The following is a 16,810-nucleotide window of genomic DNA, read 5'->3' as shown; positions in this document are numbered from 1 at the left end:
TAAAATCGCCAAGTTATAAAATTCGCCAAATCGATGGCGATACAACAAGAAGCACACGCCGGCCCCCACGCGCAGGCAGGCCGGTCAATCCGGCTCTTGCGCCGGTTCCAGGGGTGTGTGGTTGCCGAGTTGGCCGGCAGGTTGTCGGCAGGGAACACGTGAAGACGCAGCACAGGCAGCCGTCGGCCAGGCCGATGGCCGGGTGCCGCTTTGCGTGTGCTCGGCGTCATGTCAACTCTGAAGACGTATTCATGCTGTCAAGAATCTTACTCGCCCGCAAAGGACTCATCGCTCTGATCGCGGTTCCCCTGTTGGCGTCTTGCGCCTTTGCCCCCGGCATGCGGTTCGACCCGCAACGGCCCCTGAACCCCGAGGATCCCGACTCCGCGCCGAAGGTGACGCCGATCACCCTCGACCTGGTGCGCGCGATGAAGGCAAACAGCCCTGCCGCCAACCAGGGCGTGGAAGAGCTGTTCGCCGAGCCGCAACCCTATCGCGTCGGCCCCAGCGACATCTTGTCCATCGTGGTCTGGGACCACCCGGAACTGGTCTTCCCCACGCAGACCTACTCCATCGGCAACGCCTACGACATTCCCAACTACAGCGGCGCGGCCAATGTGCCGGGCTACGTTGTCACCGCGGCCGGCACGATTCAGTTTCCGTATGCCGGCAAGGTGGAAGTCGTCGGCAAGACGGCGGATGAGATCCGCGGCGATCTGAGCAAGAGGCTGGATAAGGTCGTCACCATGCCTCAGGTCACCGTGCGAGTGTTGGCCTATCGCAGCAAGCGCGTCTATATCGATGGTGAGGTCAAGACGCCGGGGCCGCAGAACATCGATGATGTGCCGATGACACTCGTGGAGGCGATAAATCGTGCCGGTGGCGTGAATGTACTGACTGGCGACAATAGCCGCATCCGCCTTTCACGCAATGGCAAGATCTACCACTTGAGTCTGCCGGCATTGCTGGCTAAGGGCGTTGATCCCGCGCGCATCCTGCTGCGCCATGGCGACATCGTGCGTGTGGAGCAGCGCGAGGACAGCAAGGTGTTCGTCACCGGCGAAGTAATGAAGCCCGTCACGGTACTGCCACGTAACGGCCATCTGACGCTGAGTGAAGCTCTGGGTGAGGCGGGCGGTGTAAATCCCAACACTTCGGATGCCAAGGAGATTTACGTCATCCGCAAGGAGGTTGATGGACAGGCGCAGGTCTTCCACCTGGATGGTAAGTCACCGGTGTCTCTGGCGCTTGCCGAGGCTTTCGAAATGCGCCCGAAGGATGTCGTCTATGTCGATACCGCCGGCGTCACCCGTTGGGCCCGCACGGTCAATCAGCTATTGCCGATTGGCAGCTTTTTCACTTCCACTGCCAATGTAATGAAATGATCAAGAACGTCATGATCGTCTGCATTGGCAACATCTGCCGTAGTCCGATGGCGGAGGGGTTGCTGCGTGATTCGATGCCCGAGCTGAACGTCTACTCCGCAGGTTTGGGCGCGCTTGTTGGAAAACCTGCTGACTCCGTAGCCATCGATCTGATGGATGGGGTCGGTGTGGACATTCATTCTCATCGTGCTCAGCAACTGAACAATGTGCTGGCAAGTCAGGCGGATCTAATTCTTGTCATGGATGGCGAACAAAAGCATGAAGTGCAGCGACGCCATCCCGTAACCACGGGCAAAGTGTTTCGGCTGGGCGAACTCGAGAAAATTGATGTTCCCGATCCTTACAAACTATCGCGGGAACGTTTCGAGCAATCGTTGGAGTTGATTCAACGCGGTGTGAGTGCGTGGGTGCCGCGCATTCGAGCCCTGGGTTAATAGAATTTGCAGTGATAAATATGAATCAGAATCCTCCATCGTTTCCTGTGGCAACTTCTATGCAAGATGATGATATCGACCTCGTCCGATACTTGGATGTCATCATAGCGAATCGATGGCTAATCGCATCGATCGCGGCACTGGTAATGGTGCTCGGCGCTGCGTATGCATTTCTCGCGAGACCTGTTTATCGTGCCGATATTCTCATTCAGGTTGAAGATATTCCGGGTGATGCCAAAAGCCTGCTTGGCGATGTGTCAAGCTTGTTTGATGTGAAGACTCAGGCTGCATCTGAAATAGAGATCATCGGATCTCGGATGGTAGTCGAGAAGGCCGTCGACAACCTGCAGCTTTATATTGATGCGAAGCCGAGGTACTTTCCCCTGATTGGCCAGTGGTTTGCGCGGCGGTCGAAGGGATTGTCCGAGCCGGGATTTCTTGGCTTCGGTGGCTATGCCTGGGGGCGTGAGTCCATCAAGGTCCGTCAGTTTGATGTACCAAAGGAAATGGAGGACGAGAAGTTCACGCTTGTGGCACTGGGTAATGGTCGTTTTCGAGTAGAGCACCGTGATCTCGATAAGCCAATCGAGGGGCAGATTGGTGAATTGACTGAATCGCGCCAGAGCCTTGGTGACTTTTACCTTCTCGTCACGGAGCTGAATGCAAAGCCGGGGGTGAAGTTCAACCTCGTGCGTAGTTCCCGCCTGAAGACAATTGGGGATCTTCAGGATCAGCTCAATATTGCGGAGCGGGGCAAGCAAAGCGGAATTATCGGTGCCTCTCTGGATGGCAACGATCCGCGTCTGACAGCAAGCATCCTGAATGAGATCGGCAATGAGTACGTTGCGCAGAATATCCGACGGAAATCTGCCGAGGCCGAGAAATCCCTTGCGTTCCTGGGCGGACTCCTGCCGCAGTTGAAGCAGGACCTTGAGCGTGCAGAGGCAAAGTACAACGACATGCGCAACAAGCGCGGAACCTTTGATCTAAGTGAAGAGAGCAAAGCGTATCTGCAGGAGAGCGTCAGTGCGGACTCCAGTCTGCTCGAACTCAAGCAGAAACGAGCCGAGTTGATTACACGATTCCGCCCCGATCATCCCTCGATTCAGGCATTGGATGAGCAGATCGCCGTGATGGCGGCGAAATCCTCAAGTATCACTAAGCGCATGAAGGTACTTCCGGACGTTGAGCAGGACACTCTTCGTCTAATGCGAGATGTACAGGTCAATAACGATCTCTTTATCGGGCTGCTGAATAACATGCAGCAGTTGAAGCTCGTGAAGGCTGGCAAGGTGGGTAACGTCCGCCTGATCGACAACGCACCCGTCCCCGAGGAACCGGTTGCACCGCGCAAAGCACTCGTGATCATCTTGTCCGGGATGATTGGTGTCGTTCTGGGCGTGATCGCGTCGTTCCTACGCAATGCGCTTTTTGGGGGAATTACGGATCCACAGGATATCGAGCAGCACACCAGGTTGAATGTCTACGCCACCATTCCGCTCTCGCTTGCACAACTGTCACTTGCGGAAGAGGCGCGCCTGAGGAAACCCGGCGTGCATCTGCTGGCGCAGAGCCTGCCTCATGATCTTTCGATTGAAAGCCTGCGAAGCCTGAGAACGTCGCTGCAGTTCGCGATAATGGATGCCCCAAACAACCGTGTTCTGTTGACAGGGCCGACACCGGGCGTAGGGAAGTCATTTGTCTCGGCCAACCTGGCAGCGATCATGGCCGCCGGTGGGAAGCGTGTCCTGCTTATCGACGCAGACCTGCGAAAGGGTTATTTGAATCAGTATTTCGGTCTCGACCGGCAACAGGGCCTTTCGGAAGTGATCGCCGGCCGCACGTCCCTCGAGGTGGCTATTTCTCGTGACGTCGCGCCCGGTCTCGACTTTATCTCGACAGGTGTGCTGCCTCCCAATCCGGCAGAGCTGTTGCTGAATGAAAGAATGGTGAATCTCCTGGAGACTGTTAGCGATCAATATGATCTTGTCCTGATCGATACCCCGCCAGTTCTGGCGGTCGCCGATACGGGTGTTCTTGCCGCTCGCTGTGGCACGGTCTTCCTCGTGTCACGCTTTGAGCGTACTACCATCGGCGAGATTTCGGAGTCCGCGAAACAATTGCGCCAAAGCAATATTGACGTCAAGGGCGTCATCTTCAACGGCCTGGATGTCAATGCATACCGCTATGGATACGGGTCAAAGTATGGTCGCTACCGCTATGCGTACTATGGATACGCCCCAGCCAACAATGATGCCGGAAAATAAGGGATCTCTGTGCGATTGGATTAATTGATCGGTGCGTTCATGATCACAAAGTCGGGGTTTAACGAGGTTTAAATGAAAATAGCAGTCGCGGGAACCGGTTATGTTGGACTGTCCAATGCAATCTTGTTGGCCCAGAATCATGAAGTGGTTGCATTGGATATCAGCAAGGATCGCGTTGATTTGATCAACCAGAGACGCAGCACGATCGTTGACTCGGAGGTGGAGAACTATCTGCAGGGTCGGCATCTTAATCTCAGGGCGACATTGAGTGCACTGGAAGCATATTCCGATGCGCGCTTTGTCATCGTGGCTACGCCGACTGACTATGATCCAGCAACAAATGCATTCGACACCCGTTCGGTCGAGGCAGTGATCAGGGACGTCCTCGTCGTCAATCCGGATGCCACCATCGTGATCAAATCGACAATTCCAGTCGGCTTTACCGAGAGGGTGAAAAGAGAGTTTGGAATAAAGTCAATATTTTTCTCGCCGGAATTTCTGCGGGAGGGAAAGGCGCTGCACGATAACCTCCATCCCTCCCGAATCGTGGTTGGCGATACCACGCCCTGCGCGCATACTTTCGCGGAGTTGCTGTGTCAGGGCGCGGTTAAGAAAGATATTCCGGTCCTCTTTATCCGGAGCACGGAAGCGGAAGCGGTCAAGCTCTTCTCCAATACTTTCCTCGCGATGAGGGTTGCGTATTTTAATGAGCTGGATACGTATGCCGCCACACACGGGCTCGACGCGCGGCAAATTATCGAGGGTGTGTGCATGGACTCGAGAATCGGCGATCACTATAACAATCCATCGTTCGGATATGGCGGGTATTGTCTCCCGAAGGACACTAAGCAACTACTGGCGAATTTCGAGAATGTGCCGCAAACCTTGATCGGTGCAATTGTCGAGGCCAACAAGATACGAAAGGATTTTATTGCGCAGAGTGTTTGGGCGCTTACACCTAATGTGGTGGGAATCTATCGATTGACCATGAAGAGTGGTTCTGACAATTTCCGCGAATCATCCGTTCAGGGGATCATGGCGAGATTGAAGGATCGGGTTCGCGAAATCGTTATCTATGAGCCGGCATTGGCTGAGGCTGAATTCATGGGGGCGCGCGTTGTCAATGATATTTCGGAGTTCAAGCGAATCTCGGATGTCATCGTCGCAAACCGGTTTGAAGATGACTTGGCCGATGTGGCTGAGAGAGTTTACACGCGCGATCTCATGCGCAGGGATTGATCGGATGGGGATGGGAGGCGTTTGTCTCGCTATATGTATGTGACCTGAATAATCTGCGGTAACCTGAGTTTTGGCTCTGCGGCAGAAGATGCGAGTTTTCAATGAGTGGTTTGAATATAGCCATCGCGAGCTTCTTGTACGCAGGGGCGCAATTCATCCAAGTCGCCTGGGTTTCAAAAGCCTATGGCCCGGCGACGCTGGGGACATATGCCCTCATCTTGGGTGTCTATGCCCCGATTATCGCCTATCTCTCATCCTCCCAGCGGTTTGAGATCCTCGTCGCGGGCGGAGATGGTCTCCACCTGCATAAACTGGTGCGCCTCGCGGTCATAGGGCTGGCAACGGTGGGCTATCTGGCGTACTCGATCAGTTCTCGCGAAGAATATCTGGCATTTGCGATTGTAATTTTGTTGATGTCACTCGCGCGAGGGTGCGACTCGCTTTTGGAAATCAACTGCTGGGGTGCCCAGCATGCACAGCGATGGCTCAATTTTTCGTTCTTCTCGGCGGCAAGAATTGTGCCGATCCTGTTGGCATGTGCTGTCAGTTGGGCTTTTGATTTTTCATTTACGGAGTATATGGCTCTGGTTGGCAGTGTCGCAGCAGTGACGGTCGTGGCCTCCTACCGATTCAGGCCGGCCCCGGAGAATACTGAGCCGTCCAACCCACATCGTTGGACGAGTATAAAAGACTTACTACTCCGGATGCTTCCGGTAGGGTTTGCTGCAGGGGCTGAGTCGTGGGTGATAGCTTGGCCGCGCTATTCGCTCGAGCATTCAGCAGGGCTGGAACAGGTCGGACGATTTCTCATCTTTACACAAATCGCCGTTCTGGTCGGAATTGCCGCCAGTGCGAAGCTTCAGGCAGATATGCCGAGCTTGGCCGCGAGGGCGCTCGAGCGCGATAAGGGAGCGGTCCTGCGACTATGCTTCAAGGCCGTAGTTTTTATCGTGATGTTGAATGTTGCAGTGGCCATGGCACTGAAATTGACTCCACCCACTTGGATAGCCTTTTTTCTTGGCGATTGGGTGCTGAAAGACCAATCATTGTTCTTTACTGTGCCTCTAGTTGCATCCCTCTGGTATTCGGGAGGGTATCTGGCCAATGCATATGCGATATGCACTGACAGGCGTAGATTGGCGCTGATGGCCACATTTCTGCTGATTTCTGTTTTGCTCGCAGGTTTGTTGTTCAAAAACCTGCTGTCGAGCCAGTACACGGCTGCAGTACTTACTCTCGCCGGTGGATTTGCGCTGCGCTTCTGCCTTTCCGCGGCGCTATTAATTACCTGGAAATGCGATGGCAAGTAAAACACTATACCAAGCTATTCGCCTGCTCCGAGCGGTGAGAGTTCGGAGTCTCGATGCGCTTACCACCTTTTATTACCGGCTGGTATGTAAGGAGTTCGGGCGCGGATCGAGAGTCGGCCGGGGGACCTGGCTGTCGCAGCCTTACAATATCTCGATAGGTTGCAATGTCCGAATCGGAAGGGATGTACTGATGGGTGCCGAGTCCGAGGCGTCGGAACTGGTGCTCCACGATGATGTGAATATCAATGATGGCGTCAAACTCGACTTTAGTGGTGGGGTAGTTATCGCGAAGGGTGCATTCCTATCAGAAGGCGTGATTGTCTACTCGCATTCTCATGGAGACAACCCAAGGAGTAAGCCGATTTTGATTCCCAAGAAAATTGATGCAGGTGTTTGGATAGGTGCTGGTGCAATCATTATGCATGGTTGTCGGCAGGTGGGGCTTAATTCTTTGGTTGGCGCAGGTTGCGTCGTGACAAAGGACCTTCCCCCCAACGGGATAGTTGTCGGTGCTGAGGCGAGACTCCTGCTGGATAAAAATCGGGGGCAGCGAAGCGAGTCTGCTGAGGAAGTAATGTAATGATTCTGGTTGCTGCTTGCGTTTTGCTTGCATTTTATATATTGCCTTGGATCATCGAAAGGCGAGGGGCAGGGGCATTCACTCCAGGAAAGTTCGCTGCGATGATTGGCATAATTACCAGTATCCCGTACATGTTATTGCTTGCGGCTGACCCTGCGGCTTCAAGTGTTTATACGTATATTGGAAATAGATCCTTCGGCGATTGGGTAATGTGGTATTCGGTCTTGCAGGGGATCGGTTTCGTCGCATACTTGGCAGGGGTTTATATTCGTGTTCCGGCATTCCTTTCCGGTTTGCTGTTGAAGCTGAATGTGAATCTGCGAAAACCCGATACCCTGCGGCTCACACTGATTCTTTTCGTGATCGGCGTGTCCGCCTGGTATTTGCGTGTGCAACACGCAGGTGGCCTGGGGTATCTGCTGGGGAACCTGTCGAGTCGAGGGGCGCTGCTTGCGGGTTCCGGCGGCTACGCGCTGATCATGGACACCACACTTTTCCTCCTGATCCTCATCTATATCTATGGATGCCGCTATGGTGTTGGTGTGATGAAGAAGGGGGGGTTGGTGCTGCTCTTCATTATGGTTGCTGCACTTTTTTCGGTCTTTGGCGGGCGGAAGACCACGCTGTATCTCTTGCTCTTTTCCATTATGGCATGGGTCAATTTTGTCGGCCCAATCCGCAGGCCTATAAGGTTGGCCATTCCGCTGGCGATTGCTGCTGCATCCTATTTTGCGCTCATGCTCATCGTCCGAAGTGGGGATGGTGAGGCCAGTCGATTTGTCGGAGTAGGCGCGCTTTCATCGTTGACACGGAGCCTTTCCGATATTGTGTCAAACGTTAGTTATCTTGATACGTATATCTTTATCATGAAATATTTCTCATTTCATGATTATTGGTTTGGTGCGGCGTTCGGCGACCTGCTTGTTTTGATCTCACCTCACTCTTTTCATGGTGGACGCCCGCCAATCGATGATGGTGTCTATGTTCGCAGCTTGGCCGATGGGTATAGTGTCTTTCCCCCAATGGCATTTGATCAGATGTTCCAGAGTTCGTGGCCTCCCGAGAGCTTCGGGGGTGGATTTATGAATTTTGGCAGTCTTGGCGTCATTATGTTTATGTTCGTCCGAGGTTTTGTCGTCAGGCAGGCCTATGTTGCTTTCAGGAAATCAAATTTGAGTCCCGTGAATCTTTATCTTTACGGGTTTTTGGTGTTGAATTTTCATCTTACAAATCTGCGAATCGTTCAGTCCATTAGTGCGCTTCTTGCGTCGTTTCTTGTTGCCACGCTATTGCGGATCCGATTTAAGACGCGATAATGCTTTGGGGCTCATAATTGAGCGTTAAAGAAAAGGGATGCCACGATGGAAAAAAGAAGACCGGTCGTCGTAGTGTTTGTTAGCATGTATCTCCCTGGCTTTCGGGGTGGTGGCCCGATTAGGTCGATCTCGAACATGGTTGAGGCACTGTCAGAAGAATATGACTTCAGAATCTTCACGACCGACAGAGATCTCGGAGACGAGGATCCCTATCAATCGGTAGCAGTGGATGCCTGGAATCAAGTTGGCAAGGCCCTGGTCTATTATGCGAGCCCGGCGCGTCGCAAGCTCCGCGGAATATTGGAAGTATTGCGCAGTGTCGACTATGACATCCTTTATTTAAATAGTTTCTTTAGCCCGGTTTTTGCAGTAAAGCCGTTGCTTCTCAGGCGGGCACGACTTATTCGTCAGGTGCAGACCATAGTCGCCCCGCGTGGAGAGTTTTCAGAAGGTGCCTACCTGCTGAAAGGATGGAAGAAAAAGCCATTTGTGTATTTGATGGCGTCTTGTGGACTCTATCGCGACGTTATCTGGCATGCTTCGACAGAGTTGGAGGCATTGGATATCAAGCGCGCGCTGGGTGGTGTGGCTGGACAGGTCCGGATCGCCCCGAATCTGGTGAACGCATCCATAGATAGCGGATTTCCAAGGCGGGGGCGCGACGGCCAGGATTTGCGCGTTTGCTTTCTCTCGAGAATCTCACCCAAGAAGAATCTCGATTACGCGATCCGGATCTTGTCGGGGCTTGATTTCCGCGTCTCTTTTGACATCTATGGCCCGATAGAATCGCAAGCATATTGGGACGAATGTGAGAGGCTTATTGGCACGTTGCCAGGGAATGTCAGAGCCTCCTATCGGGGGGCGGTGGAGAATGAACGGGTCAGGGAAGTTATTGCGAACTACGATCTGCTATTTGTGCCAACACGAGGCGAAAATTTCGGGCATGTTTTCGCGGAGGCCTTGTGCGCTGGCGTCCCGATTTTGCTGAGTGACCAAACGCCGTGGAGGAATTTGGAGGAGAAGGGGGTTGGCTGGGATATTCCGCTCGCAAAAGAAGGCGAGTTCATCCGGGCCTTCCAGTCGCTCAATCGACTCTCCGGCGAAAATAGAGAATGGATGCGGGAGTGTTGTCGGCGCTTCGCCTCTGAAAGATTGAAGGATGCTGCGGTTGTTGAAATGAATAGACGTCTGTTGGCGCAACCCTCTTAAGTGCTTGCCTTGGTCTAATACTAATACTAATTTGGGGTGGAACTATGTTCAACGATAAGATTCTTCTTATTACCGGTGGTACTGGCTCGTTCGGAAATGCCGTCTTGAAGCGGTTCTTGCCTACTGATATTCGAGAGATTCGGATCTTTAGTCGGGATGAGAAGAAGCAAGATGATATGCGGAAGCTCTATAAGAGCGAAAAGCTGAAGTTCTATATCGGGGATGTTAGAGATCCTAGAAGCATCGCAGCTGCGATGCGTGGTGTGGACTATGTTTTTCATGCGGCGGCGCTGAAGCAAGTGCCATCCTGCGAATTCCACCCTATGCAGGCGGTTCGCACGAATATTGAGGGTACGGAAAACGTTCTGAGTGCCGCCATCGAGGCTGGCGTTGAGAAGTTGGTGTGCTTAAGCACGGATAAGGCCGTTTATCCGATCAATGCAATGGGTATTAGCAAGGCCATGATGGAAAAAGTCATGATCGCGGCTAGCCGAAATCTCGATGGCACGAAGACCACAATTTGCGGCACTCGGTACGGTAACGTAATGGCCTCGAGGGGGTCTGTTATACCTCTGTTCATCGAGCAGGTCTTCCGCGGCGCCCCAATCACCATCACGGACCCCGAGATGACTAGGTTCATGATGACACTCTCCGATGCGGTCGACCTCGTTCTCTATGCATTTGAGAATGGTCAAAACGGCGATATTTTCGTGCAAAAGGCACCGGCAGCTACGGTCCGAGTTCTTGCCGAAGCAATCTTGAACGTCATGGACAAGCCGAATCACCCGATTCAGATCATCGGCACGCGTCATGGTGAAAAGCTCTATGAAGCGCTGTTGAGCCGCGAGGAGATGGCGAGCGCAATTGACATGGGGGAATATTTCCGCGTTCCGCCGGATGGCCGGGATCTCAACTACGAGAAATTTTTTGAGAAAGGCGAGCTCCGTCTGACGAAGGTCACCCACGGTGAGGACTACAACTCGAATAATACAAAAAGGCTAAACGTCGAGGGGATGGAGCGCCTGCTGCTCAAGCTCGAGTTCATGAAGAGAATTGCTGGCGGTGAGCATGCCTCGGCGGAGGAGTAAGGTATGAAGATCCTTATTACCGGTGCGGATGGCTTCATTGGCAAGAATCTGCGCACGATGCTTGGTGAGCAGCCGGAAGTGGAGTTGCTTTGCGTGACTAGGGAGACGGCGCCCGAAGATCTGAAGGATATGCTATCTCGGGCCGACTTCGTGTTCCACTTGGCAGGAGTGAATCGGCCTACCGAACCCTCACAGTTTGAGTCGGGAAATACTGCCTTCACTCGCCTGATCTGCGATGAGCTACGCGCACTCAAAAGAAATGTGCCTGTTGTTCTAGCATCATCGACGCAGGCGGCTCTAGAGAATCCCTACGGGGAGAGTAAGCGGCGGGCAGAGGAAGCGGTTCGCAATCTCGCGCGGGAGGCGGGTAACCCGGCCTATATCTTCCGGTTACCGAACGTCTTCGGCAAGTGGTGCCGCCCCAACTACAACTCGGTCGTGGCGACCTTCTGCCACAACATCGCGAGAGGGCTGCCCATAGAGATCAGGGATCCACAGGCGCTTCTCAATCTGGTCTATGTCGATGATGTGGTGAAAGCTTTCTTGACGGCCATGAACCATCCCAGTGAATTGGAACGTCATGATGGCCTTTTTGCGATATCTCCGCAATATCAGATAACCTTGGGTGATCTGGCGAAGACCATAGAGGGCTTCAGTGCGGGGCGCTCTACCATGGAAGTCGACCGAGTAGGCGATGGTCTGAGGCGTGCTTTGTACGCGACGTATGTTAGCTATCTCCCATGCGAGAAGTTCACTTACGAAATTCCCAAGCATGCGGACTCGCGAGGTGTCTTTGTGGAGATGCTGAAGACGACTGATTCCGGTCAATTCTCGTTCCTAATGGCCCGGCCTGGGATCACTCGGGGAGGACACTATCACCACACGAAGGTTGAAAAATTCCTGGTGATTAAGGGAAAGGCACGATTCCGGTTTAGAGAGATATTAACGGATGAATCCTATGTCGTCGACGTCGACGGCGAAAGACCTATGATTGTAGAAACCATTCCGGGTTGGGCACACGACATCACGAATATCGGAGATGACGAAATGATGGCAATTCTATGGGCGAGCGAGGTCTTCGATAGGGGGAGCCCCGATACGTATGCAGCCCAGCTAGGGGAAGGAGGCGTATGAAGAAGCTAAAGGTCATGACGGTCGTTGGCACACGGCCGGAAATCATCCGCCTTTCCCGTGTCATTGCAAAACTTGATGTGTACTGTGATCACGTTCTGGTACACACAGGTCAGAACTACGACTACGAGCTAAATGAAGTCTTCTTTGAAGATCTCAAGATTCGGAAGCCGGACTATTTTCTCGCAGCTGCGGGAGGAGGGGCTGCACAGACGATCGGCAAAGTGATCATGGCAGTTGATGAGGTCTTGGCTGCCGAAAATCCGGATGCAGTACTCGTTCTGGGCGATACTAACAGTTGCATGGCCGTTCTCCCAGCGAAACGTCGTAAGATCCCGACGTTCCATATGGAGGCTGGAAATCGTTGCTTCGATCAACGTGTGCCCGAAGAAGTCAATCGGCGTATCGTTGATCATACCGCGGATATCAATCTTACTTATAGTTCCATCGCCAGAGAATACCTGTTACGCGAAGGACTGCCGTCAGATATGGTGATCAAGACGGGGAGTCCCATGATGGAAGTGCTCAGTCACTATGGAGACTCAATCGGTGCTTCGGACGTGATCGATAAGCTGGGATTGAGTAAGCAGGGGTTCTTCGTGGTGAGTGCCCATCGTGAGGAGAATATTGAGCCAGATGGATGCTTCCTTAAGCTGGTCAAGGTAATTAACTCGGTGGCAGAAACCTACAAGTTGCCGGTAATCGTATCCACTCACCCTCGTACGAAGAAGCGCGTTGATGCAATGAGGGTGAACTTTGCGCCGGAGGTTAGGTTACTGAAACCACTCAGCTTTACGGATTACAACAAGCTTCAATTAGAAGCAAAGGCGGTGCTTTCTGACAGCGGAACAATAAACGAAGAGTCTTCGATATTGAATTTTGCTGCGCTCAACTTGCGCGAGGCACACGAGCGGCCCGAGGGGATGGAAGAGGCTGCTGTGATGATGGTGGGACTCGAGGTCGAAAGGGTAATGCAAGGCCTGTCTATCCTGGAGGCGCAGCCCACCGGAGAAGAAAGGCTCTTGCGTCGGGTCGGTGACTACAGCATGCCGAATGTCTCGGAAAAAATGGTTCGCATCATTCACAGTTACACCGATTATGTGAATCGTGTCGTCTGGAGGAAGCACTGATTTATGAGTACCCGTATCCTGCTGCTCACGCAATGGTTCGACCCTGAACCAACCCCGAAGGGTATGGTCTTCGCGAGGAAACTCGTGGAACTCGGGTATTCCGTCGAGGTACTGACAGGATATCCAAACTACCCGGGAGGGAAAATCTATCCTGGGTATCGGATGCGCTGGTGGCAGGAGGAAACGGTCGATGGCGTAAAGATTAATCGGATCCCGCTATATCCAAGCCATGATCAGTCAGCAATGAAGCGCCTGCTCAATTATGCGAGCTTCGGATTCACTTCGCTGATATTTGGCGCCTGGATTGCAAGAAGGTTCGATGTTATATATGTATATCATCCCCCTCTCTCGGTCGGGATCAGCGCGAGCCTGATTGGGCTTCTGCATAGGATTCCGGTGCTCTGCGATATTCAGGACATGTGGCCTGATACGCTCAGGGCAACCGGTATGATCGGCAACCCGAGAATTCTTGCAAGAATCGGTTCGGTCTGCAACTGGGTCTACCGCCGCGTTACAAAGATCGTTGTCCTGTCCCCCGGCTTCAGGCGGTTGTTGATCGAGCGGGGGGTTCCAGTCGAGAAGATCGAGGTTATCTATAATTGGGCCGACGAAGGTAAACTTAGATCCGGTGCTGGGGTCCTTCCCGCTGCCTTTCCAGGAGATGATCGATTTCGAATCATGTTTGCGGGAAATATGGGTAAAGCGCAGGGGCTGAATACGGTCGTTGAAGCAGCTAGGATCCTTCAGGAGAAGGGATCCAAGGTGAGTTTCGTTCTTGTCGGGGGAGGTGTTGAGGTAGCACGCCTGAAGGAGTTGGTGGCAGAACTCAGCCTTGGCAATGTGACCTTTTTGCCAGCGGTTCCAATGAATCAAGTCGGACCGATTCTGGAGGGTGCCGATGCGCTGTTGGTTCATCTGCGGGAAGATCCCCTATTCCAAATCACCATCCCATCTAAAACGCAAGCCTATATGGCGGTGGGGAAACCGCTCTTAATGGCTGTTGACGGTGATGCTGAAGATCTCGTACTGGCTTCCGGTGGCGGTGTGAACGCGAAATCCGGTGATGCTTATTCGATCAGTATTGCCGCGGAGAAGCTGGCTTCGTTGAGTACCGACGACTTACGAGAAATGGGGGAGCGGGCGCGGAGTTTCTATCTCGAGCATCTGGCACTTGATGTAGGTGTTAGGAAGTTTGCCGATATATTCGAGAAACTTGGAAAGAGGGCGATGTTAAGATGAAGCGTTTAATGGATGTGACTCTGGCGGCTGTTGCGCTGATGCTGTTCGCATTGCCTCTCGCAGTCTTGGCATGGCAGGTCAAGCGCCGCCTCGGTAGCCCGATTCTTTTCCGCCAAGTGCGGCCTGGTCGCGAAGGAAAGCCATTTACGATGATCAAATTTAGGTCGATGACGGATAGCAGGGGTGCAAACGGAGAACTGCTTTCGGATGAACAGCGGCTGACGAGATTTGGCCGTCTGCTTCGATCGACCAGTCTTGACGAGTTGCCGGAGTTCTGGAATGTTCTGAAAGGCGATATGAGCTTGGTTGGCCCAAGGCCGCTACTGATGGAGTATCTCCCACTATATTCTCCAGAGCAAGCAAGGCGACATGGGGTCCGGCCCGGAATCACGGGATGGGCGCAGGTGAATGGGAGAAATGCACTCAGTTGGGACGAGAAATTTGCGTTGGATGTATGGTATGTGGATAATCGGAGCATTTGGCTCGATATTCAGATACTCTGGATGACCGTGAGGAAGGTGCTAATACGGGAAGGAATCAGCGCGGAAGGTAATGCAACAATGCCTCGTTTTGGGGCTGGAACCCATGTGGAGGGAAGGGAATGAAAATAGTTGGCGTGTACGGTGCAAGTGGCTTCGGGCGAGAAGTCATGCCTCTAGTGCGGCGAATGCTTAAGGGCGATGGCGCTGGAAGGGCGGAGGCGGTCTTCATTGACGATGCTCTGAGTGGGGAGCATATCAATGGACATCGTGTGCTCAGCTACGAGGCCTTTCTGCAGAGCGATGCTAGCATCAAGGAACTGACGGTTGCAATTGCGGATAGCAGGACGCGGGAGCGGCTGTTGAATCAGGCGCTGGCGGATGGGGTCGCTGCCTTCGAGGTTACAGCAGAAAACGTGGTTGTGCTTGATGATGCCCATCTCGGCGAAGGGGCGGTGCTCTGTCCATTTGTCACTTTGACCGGCAATATCCGAGTAGGGCGCGGATTCCACGCGAACATTTATTCATACGTCGCGCACGATTGTGTAATTGGTGACTTCGTTACATTTGCGCCAGGCGTGAAATGCAACGGCAACGTGCACATCGAGGATCATGCCTATATTGGAACCGGCGCGGTTATCCGCCAAGGGACGGCAGCAAACCCGGTTGTCATCGGTGCGGGGGCTGTTGTCGGCATGGGGGCTGTGGTGACGAAGAGTATTCCGCCCGGGGTAACGGTGGTAGGCAATCCCGGTCGTATTATGGAGGCACGCGCGTAATGCTGAATACATCTTTCTCACCATGGCCGAGTTTCGATGCAGAGGAGGGGGATGCGGTTCGAAATGTCCTGATGTCCAACAAAGTCAATTATTGGACGGGAGGAATCGGTCGGGAGTTCGAGCGGGAATTCGCACGGTGGACTGGAGTAGAGTACGCGATCGCGCTGGGAAATGGAACGCTTGCGCTTGACGTTGCCCTGAAGGCCCTTGAGATCGGGCCCGGGGATGAGGTCGTTGTTACCAGTCGAACCTTCCTGGCCTCAGTCTCCTGCATCATTCTGGCGGGAGCTATCCCGGTGTTCGCTGACGTAGATTGTGATAGTCAGAACATCACCGCCGAATCGATTGAGAAGGTGATAACCCCTCGTACGAAGGCGATCATCTGCGTGCACCTTTCCGGGTGGCCGTGTGATATGGATGCGATCGTCGAACTGGGCAGAAAGTTCGGATTGAAGATCATTGAGGACTGTGCGCAGGCACATGGTGCCTATTACAAGGGACGAGCGGTAGGAAGCATCGGGGATATCGGGGCCTGGTCGTTCTGTCAGGATAAGATCATGAGCACTGGGGGGGAGGGTGGCATGGTCACGACCAATAACCGGGAGTTGTGGTCACGGATGTGGTCGTATAAGGATCATGGGAAGAGTTGGGAAGCCGTATATGAGCGGGACCACCCCCCCGGTTTTCGCTGGCTGCATGATTCATTCGGCACGAATTGGCGCATGCTTGAAATGCAGGCAGCGGTCGGTCTTATCCAATTGAAACGGATGTCCAATTGGAACGAGAATCGTACTAGAAATGCACTCGCACTGGCGAATGCATTCAAGGAACATGAGGCTCTGCGGATCCCGCTGCCACCCTCACATATCAAACATGCCTGGTATAAATTCTATATGTTCTTGCGCCCGGAGCTTCTGTCCGATGGCTGGTCGCGCGATAGAATCATGGCGGAAGTCAACGCGCTAGGCGTTCCTTGCTATTCGGGTTCGTGTTCAGAGGTGTATCTTGAAAGGGCATTCGATAACACTGTTTGGAGACCTTCGGTCCGGCTCCCGAACGCGAGGCAGCTGGGCGAGACAAGTTTGATGCTGTTGGTACACCCGACGCTGACTTCTGCGGAAATCGAAAAGACGCAGGATGTGGTTCGGACAGTCATGCGGAAAGCCTTGGGGAATTAAGTGCGATCCAACTTTAGACAGTTTGGGGGGGGTCATTGATACAGTG

General features: G+C 53.3%; 15 protein-coding genes. All 15 read left to right on the top strand.

Going from position 1 to position 16,810, the window contains the following annotated elements; genetic code table 11:
• The first annotated feature begins 251 nt into the window (after positions 1-251).
• Positions 252-1,385, top strand: coding sequence for a polysaccharide biosynthesis/export family protein (locus AC1Z3O_RS14335; protein ID WP_483516374.1), 1,134 nt, complete (start codon positions 252-254; stop codon positions 1,383-1,385).
• The gene (locus AC1Z3O_RS14330) at positions 1,382-1,819 is read left to right on the top strand and encodes a low molecular weight protein-tyrosine-phosphatase (RefSeq protein WP_483516373.1); all 438 of its coding nucleotides are present in this window, start codon (positions 1,382-1,384) and stop codon (positions 1,817-1,819) included. Before AC1Z3O_RS14335 ends, AC1Z3O_RS14330 begins: the two co-directional genes overlap by 4 nt.
• A 20-nt stretch (positions 1,820-1,839) precedes the next feature.
• Entirely contained in the window at positions 1,840-4,086 is a 2,247-nt protein-coding gene (locus AC1Z3O_RS14325; protein WP_483516372.1) for a polysaccharide biosynthesis tyrosine autokinase, read from the top strand.
• A 72-nt stretch (positions 4,087-4,158) separates the two neighbouring features.
• The gene (locus tag AC1Z3O_RS14320; RefSeq protein WP_483516371.1) at positions 4,159-5,325 is read left to right on the top strand and encodes a nucleotide sugar dehydrogenase; all 1,167 of its coding nucleotides are present in this window, start codon (positions 4,159-4,161) and stop codon (positions 5,323-5,325) included.
• Between the two features lie 101 nt (positions 5,326-5,426).
• The gene (locus AC1Z3O_RS14315; RefSeq protein WP_483516370.1) at positions 5,427-6,635 is read left to right on the top strand and encodes a hypothetical protein; all 1,209 of its coding nucleotides are present in this window, start codon (positions 5,427-5,429) and stop codon (positions 6,633-6,635) included.
• A 190-nt stretch (positions 6,636-6,825) separates the two neighbouring features.
• Complete coding sequence (locus AC1Z3O_RS14310) at positions 6,826-7,215, top strand: acyltransferase (protein ID WP_483516369.1); 390 nt, start codon at positions 6,826-6,828, stop codon at positions 7,213-7,215.
• Complete coding sequence (locus AC1Z3O_RS14305; protein WP_483516368.1) at positions 7,215-8,531, top strand: hypothetical protein; 1,317 nt, start codon at positions 7,215-7,217, stop codon at positions 8,529-8,531. Before AC1Z3O_RS14310 ends, AC1Z3O_RS14305 begins: the two co-directional genes overlap by 1 nt.
• A 135-nt stretch (positions 8,532-8,666) precedes the next feature.
• Positions 8,667-9,740, top strand: a complete 1,074-nt coding sequence (locus tag AC1Z3O_RS14300; protein ID WP_483516367.1) for a glycosyltransferase family 4 protein — start codon at positions 8,667-8,669, stop codon at positions 9,738-9,740.
• 44 nt (positions 9,741-9,784) lie between these two features.
• Positions 9,785-10,828, top strand: a complete 1,044-nt coding sequence (locus tag AC1Z3O_RS14295) for a polysaccharide biosynthesis protein (protein WP_483516366.1) — start codon at positions 9,785-9,787, stop codon at positions 10,826-10,828.
• A 3-nt stretch (positions 10,829-10,831) separates the two neighbouring features.
• The gene (gene wbjC / locus AC1Z3O_RS14290) at positions 10,832-11,962 is read left to right on the top strand and encodes a UDP-2-acetamido-2,6-beta-L-arabino-hexul-4-ose reductase (protein WP_483516365.1); all 1,131 of its coding nucleotides are present in this window, start codon (positions 10,832-10,834) and stop codon (positions 11,960-11,962) included.
• On the top strand, positions 11,959-13,089 hold the full coding sequence (gene wecB / locus AC1Z3O_RS14285; protein WP_483516364.1) for a non-hydrolyzing UDP-N-acetylglucosamine 2-epimerase: 1,131 nt from the start codon (positions 11,959-11,961) through the stop codon (positions 13,087-13,089). The genes wbjC and wecB overlap by 4 nt, the downstream gene beginning before the upstream one ends.
• Positions 13,090-13,092: 3 nt before the next feature.
• The gene (locus tag AC1Z3O_RS14280) at positions 13,093-14,328 is read left to right on the top strand and encodes a glycosyltransferase family 4 protein (RefSeq protein WP_483516363.1); all 1,236 of its coding nucleotides are present in this window, start codon (positions 13,093-13,095) and stop codon (positions 14,326-14,328) included.
• Positions 14,325-14,933: a sugar transferase gene (locus AC1Z3O_RS14275; protein ID WP_483516362.1), complete on the top strand. Its 609-nt coding sequence runs from the start codon at positions 14,325-14,327 to the stop codon at positions 14,931-14,933. The genes AC1Z3O_RS14280 and AC1Z3O_RS14275 overlap by 4 nt, the downstream gene beginning before the upstream one ends.
• Positions 14,930-15,586, top strand: coding sequence for a NeuD/PglB/VioB family sugar acetyltransferase (locus AC1Z3O_RS14270; RefSeq protein WP_483516361.1), 657 nt, complete (start codon positions 14,930-14,932; stop codon positions 15,584-15,586). The genes AC1Z3O_RS14275 and AC1Z3O_RS14270 overlap by 4 nt, the downstream gene beginning before the upstream one ends.
• Entirely contained in the window at positions 15,586-16,764 is a 1,179-nt protein-coding gene (locus AC1Z3O_RS14265; protein WP_483516360.1) for a DegT/DnrJ/EryC1/StrS family aminotransferase, read from the top strand. Before AC1Z3O_RS14270 ends, AC1Z3O_RS14265 begins: the two co-directional genes overlap by 1 nt.
• Positions 16,765-16,810 lie beyond the last annotated feature (46 nt).

It is taken from the genome of Cupriavidus sp. 09_S30 (genome assembly GCF_056930435.1).
This window is presented reverse-complemented; position numbering and strand designations above follow the sequence as displayed.

Bases quoted from the DNA above. Each gene is read 5' to 3' on its own strand.
- AC1Z3O_RS14300 (WP_483516367.1), top strand. From the start codon at position 8,667: ATGGTTGAGGCACTGTCAGAAGAATATGACTTCAGAATCTTCACGACC.
- AC1Z3O_RS14275 (WP_483516362.1), top strand. From the start codon at position 14,325: ATGAAGCGTTTAATGGATGTGACTCTGGCGGCTGTTGCGCTGATGCTG.
- AC1Z3O_RS14320 (WP_483516371.1), top strand. From the start codon at position 4,159: ATGAAAATAGCAGTCGCGGGAACCGGTTATGTTGGACTGTCCAATGCA.
- AC1Z3O_RS14335 (WP_483516374.1), top strand. From the start codon at position 252: ATGCTGTCAAGAATCTTACTCGCCCGCAAAGGACTCATCGCTCTGATC.
- AC1Z3O_RS14305 (WP_483516368.1), top strand. From the start codon at position 7,215: ATGATTCTGGTTGCTGCTTGCGTTTTGCTTGCATTTTATATATTGCCT.
- wecB (WP_483516364.1), top strand. From the start codon at position 11,959: ATGAAGAAGCTAAAGGTCATGACGGTCGTTGGCACACGGCCGGAAATC.
- AC1Z3O_RS14315 (WP_483516370.1), top strand. From the start codon at position 5,427: ATGAGTGGTTTGAATATAGCCATCGCGAGCTTCTTGTACGCAGGGGCG.
- AC1Z3O_RS14330 (WP_483516373.1), top strand. From the start codon at position 1,382: ATGATCAAGAACGTCATGATCGTCTGCATTGGCAACATCTGCCGTAGT.
- AC1Z3O_RS14295 (WP_483516366.1), top strand. From the start codon at position 9,785: ATGTTCAACGATAAGATTCTTCTTATTACCGGTGGTACTGGCTCGTTC.
- AC1Z3O_RS14270 (WP_483516361.1), top strand. From the start codon at position 14,930: ATGAAAATAGTTGGCGTGTACGGTGCAAGTGGCTTCGGGCGAGAAGTC.
- AC1Z3O_RS14280 (WP_483516363.1), top strand. From the start codon at position 13,093: ATGAGTACCCGTATCCTGCTGCTCACGCAATGGTTCGACCCTGAACCA.
- AC1Z3O_RS14310 (WP_483516369.1), top strand. From the start codon at position 6,826: ATGGGTGCCGAGTCCGAGGCGTCGGAACTGGTGCTCCACGATGATGTG.
- wbjC (WP_483516365.1), top strand. From the start codon at position 10,832: ATGAAGATCCTTATTACCGGTGCGGATGGCTTCATTGGCAAGAATCTG.
- AC1Z3O_RS14265 (WP_483516360.1), top strand. From the start codon at position 15,586: ATGCTGAATACATCTTTCTCACCATGGCCGAGTTTCGATGCAGAGGAG.
- AC1Z3O_RS14325 (WP_483516372.1), top strand. From the start codon at position 1,840: ATGAATCAGAATCCTCCATCGTTTCCTGTGGCAACTTCTATGCAAGAT.